Origin of the sequence: Bradyrhizobium sp., from assembly GCF_019242285.1 — a bacterium.
Classification (GTDB): Bacteria; Pseudomonadota; Alphaproteobacteria; order Rhizobiales; family Xanthobacteraceae; genus Bradyrhizobium.
Map to the genome: position 1 here is coordinate 1 of NZ_JAFAVV010000473.1, position 7328 is coordinate 7328.

The 7328-nt window shown below is 62.8% G+C and carries 5 protein-coding genes and 1 pseudogene; all 6 read right to left on the reverse strand.

The features are described 5' to 3' along the window. Window positions 1-842: hypothetical protein (locus tag JOY90_RS18640; RefSeq protein ID WP_291692584.1), on the reverse strand; the 842-nt coding region annotated here is incomplete at its 3' end. A 279-nt stretch (window positions 843-1121) separates the two neighbouring features. Beyond that, a complete protein-coding gene (locus tag JOY90_RS18645) occupies window positions 1122-2051 on the reverse strand; it encodes an outer membrane beta-barrel protein (protein ID WP_291692585.1) in 930 nt (309 codons plus the stop codon). A 284-nt stretch (window positions 2052-2335) separates the two neighbouring features. Further along, complete coding sequence (locus tag JOY90_RS18650; RefSeq protein ID WP_291692586.1) at window positions 2336-4981, reverse strand: M56 family metallopeptidase; 2646 nt, start codon at window positions 4979-4981, stop codon at window positions 2336-2338. Window positions 4982-5005: 24 nt separating this feature from the next. Then, window positions 5006-5383 (reverse strand): BlaI/MecI/CopY family transcriptional regulator, encoded by a 378-nt coding sequence (locus JOY90_RS18655; RefSeq protein WP_291692587.1) that lies wholly within the window; start codon window positions 5381-5383, stop codon window positions 5006-5008. Between the two features lie 202 nt (window positions 5384-5585). Then, window positions 5586-5771, reverse strand: coding sequence for a hypothetical protein (locus JOY90_RS18660; protein WP_291692588.1), 186 nt, complete (start codon window positions 5769-5771; stop codon window positions 5586-5588). Between the two features lie 1071 nt (window positions 5772-6842). After that, window positions 6843-7328: pseudogene (locus tag JOY90_RS18665) on the reverse strand (type IV secretory system conjugative DNA transfer family protein); the annotation flags it as partial.

Here is a 7328-nt window from a genome sequence, read left to right on the forward strand (position 1 = left end):
GGACTGTCGAACGCATAGGCATGAGTCCAGATGCCTAGCCGGAAGCGCAGACCGCGGCGAGCGGTCTCCCGGGCGATGAAACGCAGCGTCTCTAGGTTGCGATCGCGTTCATCGTCCGGCAACCCAGCGGCGACCACATCATAGCCCGGAACTTTCAACAGGAACGGGTAAGCGAAGTAGAAATAGACGTCGCTGACTTCCTGGGGATAATCATACTGGATACCAAGAGTGAGGCTGAAGCCGTTGAAGCGATGACTGGCCAGCATGGTCAGATAGTCATCCCAAAATTGGCGGTCGTGCAGCCAGCCGCGATCCTCCACCTCGTTTGTGACGAAGCGAGCGACGGAACGAACGCGGTTCGCGGGCCGCTCAGCGACGGTGGCGCCGAGCTCAAGTCCCTCGGCCGCGGTGGGAGCACTGCGAACCCGTTCGGCTAGTTCTGTGGCGGCATAGACGAGGCCCAGGGCGTCACTGCCGGCAGCGAGCAGCACCGCGCGGTTGTCAAGTATCCCGGACATCAGCAGTACTGCTTCCGGACCTTCTGGAAGGGCCCTTCCCGCAGCGAGTGCGGCGGTCGCGGGCGCGCCCATGCCGGCGAGGACGATAACCAGTCCGCTCGGGGCCGAGACAAGGGAGGCCGCCTGCTGCACGTCGAGGTCCCGAGCCCTGATAGCCGAGCGCAGCTCGCCGGCGGCCCAGCGCCCCGGCTCGCTATTGGCCACGGGATCTGCCGGGTCGGCGACAAGGGTGACTACGGCGTCTTGCGCCAGCGCCGGGAGCGGAAGCAGCGCCAGGGTTCCGACGGCGGCACTGCGCAGGAACGCGCGGCGTTCAATTCCCATGGTCCCCTCCTATCGCACAGGTCGACAATCGGCGGGTGCAGAGATCTTCCTACGTGCGAGCCCACATGCGCCAAAGCGTCGAGAAGGTCGGCCTCGTCGATCAGGTCGTCACCCAAGAGACAGTATGGCCCATACAGCTGGGATCAGCTTCGATCAGCTCCGCATATCTAGCATTCGAATTGCTGAAGGCTTCAGAGCAGCTTTGCCATGCGGCGCAAGTCCCAGCTCTCTGATAGGGCGAGCCCCCAGTCTTCACCGGGGCGCGGGGTGTGCAAGAGATCAGTAACGCGGCCCTATCAGCGCTCCGGCTCCGTTGAAACGCCAATTGATGCCGACTTCGATCACGTTGGAATTCGAAGATACGGAGGTGGAGATCTGCGCGATCGGAAACGCGACGGTGTTATTGCCTATGAGGCCCGAATATCGATATTCGACGAACGCGTCCCAATTGGGCGCGAACACATAGTCGAGGCCGGCGCCGACTGTCCAACCGTCGTGGCCAGTTGACGTCGTCTCGACAGTGCCCGGGGTCGCCTTGCCGACCGTGCCGGCGATCTGGGTTCGCGTCGCAGTCGCGTCATTCCAGGTCCAGCCGCCGGTGCCATAGACCAGCAATGTGTCGAACGCATAGCCGACACGGCCGCGCACCGTTCCATTCACTTTGCCGTCGCTCGCATTTTCGCTGGCTTGAAACGGGCCGGCGTTGACGACGGTGCGGTTGGTGCCTGAGCTGACGTCGGCGAGAATGCCGATGACGACGCGCGACGGCAGCATATAGTCGTAGCCTATCTGACCGCCGCCATGAGCGGCGGATGTATCCGTGCTGGCCGGAGCAAAGACCTGGCCGGTGGCCGTGTTGGTCGTCTGCCCGGTAGCGTGCGTCCAGCCATTGGAGAAGTGACCGCCAATATAGAAGCCTGTCCAGTCGTACGCCGGCTCGATGGCCGGCGCCTTATAGTATGGCACGGGCGACGGCGCCGGCGGCAAATCCGCGGCCCAGACCGGGTTTGCGGCAACTGCGACAAGCGCGACGCTGCCGAACAAAAACTTCTTCATCGAAATCCACCTTTCAAGCGGGCTGCCGTTTGAAGCAGAGGCGGACTTAATGCTACACGATGTAGCGCTACGGTCAAGATCGATCGGCCGTTTGTACCGTTGCCCCGCGCGGCGGGATATTTCTCTGGCATGGTGTAGTTGGCCCGGAGCCATTCGACCGCGGCACCGAGGGATGGTCATGCCGGCGCGGGAGCGCATTTCCTGCGCAGGTCTGTTCTATCTCTATTCGCCGAGCGGGCGGAAGAGGCCCTGACCCCGACGGGCCGCGGTGATGCCGGGTGTCTCGGCCAGTCTGGTACAGCCCACAATGCGGCGCTACACGTCGGAGCCGTCGCAGTCATTTTCCGTCGTCGTAAGCCGCGCCGGTTGCCACAACGATAATCGCCATCATCGCAATCGCGTTGCTCAGACGGCGCGTTGCGATGCTCCCGATCTGCTCAATGAGGTGAGCTCGATCCAATAAACTCTGATTCAGTATTGCTCGGTCGGAATTGACCTTCTCGTGAAAGAGTCGTGGTCTGTGATCCGAGCAATGCGCCGCCCGGAAAATAAGCGCGGATTTCTGAGCCCGCCGCGACCACCCCAGGCGGGAGCTCAATCCGGAAACGACCATCGGCGCCGGTTACGACCACACCGAGGCTGCGCTCGGATGGGCGGAACCACAACCGGTCCCAACGTAAGCTCTTGCCACTGCTGTCCGCGAACATGAGGACCGCGTAGGCGGCGCGCTCGCCACTCGCGGACACGGCGAGCGGGATCGCCAAGTCGTAGGTGGCACCAGGCGTCACCGGGAACGACTTGAAGGTGAGGTTGATGGGGTGTCCGGGGAAGAATTCCATGGCCCGGATCGGTGGGCTTTCCGCCTCGGCGGCAGGGGGAAAAGGTGGAACGTCCTCATGCCGGCCGGTGCTTGTCTCATCATAGCGCAGGACGCCAACGGAGGCATCGACGCTGCCGGCGCACATACAGGCCTGTGAGAGATTAGCCTGAATCCCCACGGCCGCCGTCGCCGCGCCCGGCGGGACCGTGCCGGCTAGGTGCCGCTCCACCAAGTCCATGCTGCCCGCAACGTCAATGGCCTCGATCGTCAGGTCAGCGGTTGCAACCGGCAGTCCTTGCGCATCGACCATCCGGCCCGACAGAGTGTTGGATTGCCGCGTCAGGGTCAGCGAAGGGCGCGCCAGCAAATATTGCGACGCGAGATTGGTGAGAGTGAGCGGTTGCGTCTCAGGCAGCACGCGACTTGGGGAGCCGGCCGAGCTGCGGAAGATCGCCACATCTGGATGCACGCCAAGCGCCGACTCGATCTCCGCGATGTGCTGGCGCGTATTATCGGTCCAGACGGCATCCGAATGAGCTGCCTCATCGGCGTTGTAGATGATGCCGAAAGGGATGTGACGGGCGGCCAGCGCATTCCCCAGCGGCAGCAGGTTGCGCATGGACGGATGCGACCAAGCGACGTCGGCATAAAAGAAGGCGAGCGGCTCACCGGTCGTCTGCTGATACGCTTCGGTCCACTTCACGAGCTCATCGATCCAGGGCGTCGACTCGTCGACGAGCTCAGACGTGCCGATCTGCGCCCTCGGAAAGTAAGTGCGGATGAGCTTGACCCGCTCCGCGAGCTGCCGTGCCAATTTGGCCGTGGGCTCAAGACAAGCACCGGGCCCGGAAAACCGATGACCGAAGAAGAACGGGTCGACCATGTCGACATATTTGACGTCGGCGCCGAGGTCGTGGAGGCGCCGGAGAATCCTCTCCGGCTCATCAGGGTCGGAATAGGCCTTGGTCGGCTGCGGGCACTCGTCGGTCCGCGGCAATACGCGAACCTCCAGCGCCAATCCGATCTGGCGCTCGGCGAGATTCTCAAAAATGCGCTTGAGGACGTCGTCCTTGCCGTTCAAGGTGATCCACGGGGGCAGCTCGACCGCGCGCGTGTGGCCGGCAACCGTTTTCCAATCCGCATCCGCATGGAACATGTCGGCCGGGCCTAGCTGCAGATCGCCGGAAATCCAAAGCACCGGCGCTGCCGCGACCTTGAGCCGGTTTTCGGCGGCCTGGAACGTCACCTTCACGAGGCTGGATTCTCTCGGCAGCGAGCTCGAATAGGAGGCGCTTGCCATGGCGACGAGTGGCGCGAGGCTCGCAAGTGCCAGTATCCGTCTGCGCGCGCCAAGCCGCGGCGGTGGCACGGTCGCCGTCAGGATATGTTCGACGCGCCGCACGACGCTTCGGGTTCGCGCCATCGCGACACCCACCGATATTTCGCGGGCGCTGTCGGCGACATCAAGCAAAATCTCCGCGTAGCAGCGGCGGTCACCGAGCGACTCAATTGCGGCATCGTCGCTGACGAGCTCCGCCGTCTCGGCGAGCTCGTTGAGCAGCCACCAGGAAAACGGGCTGAACCAGAAGATCGCGCGATGCAGCGTCGCGAGCAGCAGCACGTGGAAGTCAGCGCGCGCAACGTGGGAGCGCTCGTGCGCCAGCACAGCGCCGCGCTTCATCGGACTCCAGTCGAGGCATTGGGCAGGAAGCAGGATCGTGCTGCCGAAGGTCACCGGCGTCGCGATGGGGACGCAAATGCGCACGTCGGAGCCCGCGGCCCATTCCGCATCGAGCCGGCGGCTGCGGCGCAGCAGACGGAAGGTCAGCACAAGACCGATCGCGAGCCGCAGCAGGAAGGCGCCGCCCACCGCGAGATAGATGCCAATGGCGAGCGCCTGCCAATTCGTCGCCGGGACCGCCGCGGGCGAAGAGGCGGGAGACCGAGGAAGTTGTGCAGCTACGCCGGCATCTGCCGCCGCCGGCGGCACGCTCATGCTTTCCGACAGGAGCTGCGTCGCTGGGGCGGGCGCGGCGGACGTCACAGGCGCGATGGCGGCCTCGGAAGAGGCTGGCGCACGGATCGGCATGCTCACCGTCATCCAGTGCATTGTGATAGGCATGGCGAGCGACCCGATCAGGACGACGGTCCAGGCGGACATTCGGGTCTGCGGGCGCTCGATGCGCAGGAGCGACAAGGCAAGCCACACCGTGCCGCCAAGCGCGAGAGACCGCAGCGCCGCCTCCACGAGATGCAACAGCATCACGCCCCCCTTCGCCGGCGCTACCTACTTCTTCCCAGCTTTCTTGATCTTGTCTCGCAGTGCATCGAGCTGACGCCGGTTGAACATTTTGGCGTCCATCATGCCGACAAGAACCTCTTCCACCGAGCCGTTGCAGAAGCGATCGACAATGCGGCGGACCGCGCCTGCTGCCACCTGCTGCCGCGCCCGGGTCGCCTCGAACACGTAGGTGCGGCCCTCGACCGCGTGGGCCAAATAGCCCTTCTCCTCGAGCCGCTTCAACACGGTGCGCACAGTCGATTCCTTGAGCCGCCGCGGCAGCTCCTCGCGCACCGCCTCAGCCGTCGTCGGGCCTGCGGCCCAGATGAGCTGCATGACCTCACGTTCGAGTTCACTCAGGTCCGGCAAAGGCTTATCAGTCATTGCAGCGCTCCGTGTAGCGCTACAGGACGTAACACAACCGGTGCCATGGCGCAAGAGCAGGCCAAGTTCGATGGTACAAAATTCAGGAGGCCGTCGTTGCTTGCCTGGCTCCTGTTCACAAATAGACTATCGCCTATTGACCTCGATTTTATGAGCTGGTCTACGCGCTCGATCAGTGTCGCGCCATTTGCATCGGCGCTATTCACCCGTTTTGATACCGGCCAGCGCTGCAGCAAATCACTCGGCGCTGGCTGCAAAATTTCGACGTCGGCGCCACCGGTGAGTCAAGATTCAAAATCGCGGCTCGGGTCAGCAGCACCGGCAAGCGGTCATGGGCTTCGGCGACGAAGTCATTCGGCTTGGTGATTAGTGATAGCACCAGCGGCATGACCGGAATCGCTCCCTCTTGTCATACATGAGACTAGCAGCTAATATGCTACAGCTTGTAACGCTAATCAATGTAGCGATTCATTCAGCGGCCGTTCAGTTCCAGAACGATACGCAAGTGCCGAGCGGATTGAATCACCGCGGCCGTGGTGCACTAAACCGCTCAGTTGCTGGGGGCTCACTCTCAATCCCGACGAGGAATCGATGAAAAAACGCCAGTTTAGTTCTGCTGTGATCGGTGCAACGGTGCTCGCGCTTACGCTTTTTGGATGCGCCACTTACGCGGAGGCCGATCCCCTATCAGTCCCCGCAGGACCGCTTGGTTGGTGTCCACCGGGCTATTGGCTCGGCCGTGGAAGGCAGGCGTGTTGGATACGGCAGGTTCGGCCGGGCCCGTATGGAGGGTGCCCGCAAAACTATCACCTCGGGCCATATCGGGGCTGGTGCTGGGCGGACTATGTAGGATAGGACACGAGTGAGGCCTCACCGCCGCAGGATCGACTGACCGTCGCCGACGAGACCGACTTCGACGACGATCAGCTTGCGGCATAGCCAGCAAGGGCGGGTTGGAGCCGAAGGCGTAACCCGCCATCCTCTCGATTCCCTGCGGCGGATCAATATCTGCCCTCCGAGCTAACGGTGCAAAATCAGAGATCGAAGCTGGCGTCGCATACATAGTAGTGTTTGGAGGTTTGGGGTGAATTTCCGTTCTACCCCGAGCGCCTCATCCTTGGCTACTTTCAGCCAGTCCACACGATGCGCCGCGAGTGAGATGCTTGCTTTCCGCTCGCTGCGCACCTTTCTGCCCGGACCCAACGATGACTGCTGCGGGTTATGGTCATTGTCACGGGCTCAAAGTCTCACGTCGAGCAAATCTGGTTGGCACCGACTCAGACAGCCGGCCTCGCGGCATGCGGGCGCGGCCGGGCTCTCCTCCTCCGAAATTCCGCTCGGCGCATATTGCCTGTGGTCGCCTGGAGCACGAAAGAAACACTCAAAAGGCGCGGAGCTTCGGTAGAATCTGGCCGCGAGCCGGGTAGAGGGTTTTGGATCGTTGGCGGCGGAACGCGAAGGCGCGGATGGGCGTGAGTCCGGAGACCAGCACAATGGCCTGATCCGGCGGCAACTGCATCACCTCGCCCGGGGTAAGCAGCGGCCGGGCGGTTTCCTGACGGCTGACGATGACATGGCCAAGCCAAGGCGCGAGCCGATGACCTGCATAGTTGCGCTGGGCGCGCAATTCGGTTGCGGTGCCTAGCGCATCCGAAATGCGCTTTGCGGAACGTTCGTCATTGGCTGCAAAGGCGATGCGGACATGACAATTGTCCGGGATCGCGTTGTTCTCACCCTAAGCCTTTGCGATCTGATTCAGCGACTGCGCGATGAGGTAGGCACGGATGCCGTAGCCGCCCATGAAGGCGAGTGCGCTTTCGAAGAAATCGATCCGGCCGAGAGCTGGAAACTCATCCAGCATCATCAGCAACTGGCGATGCTTGCGATCGCCCGCTTTCGTGTTCGACATCTCGGTTAGGCGGCGGCCGACCTGGTTGAGGATCAG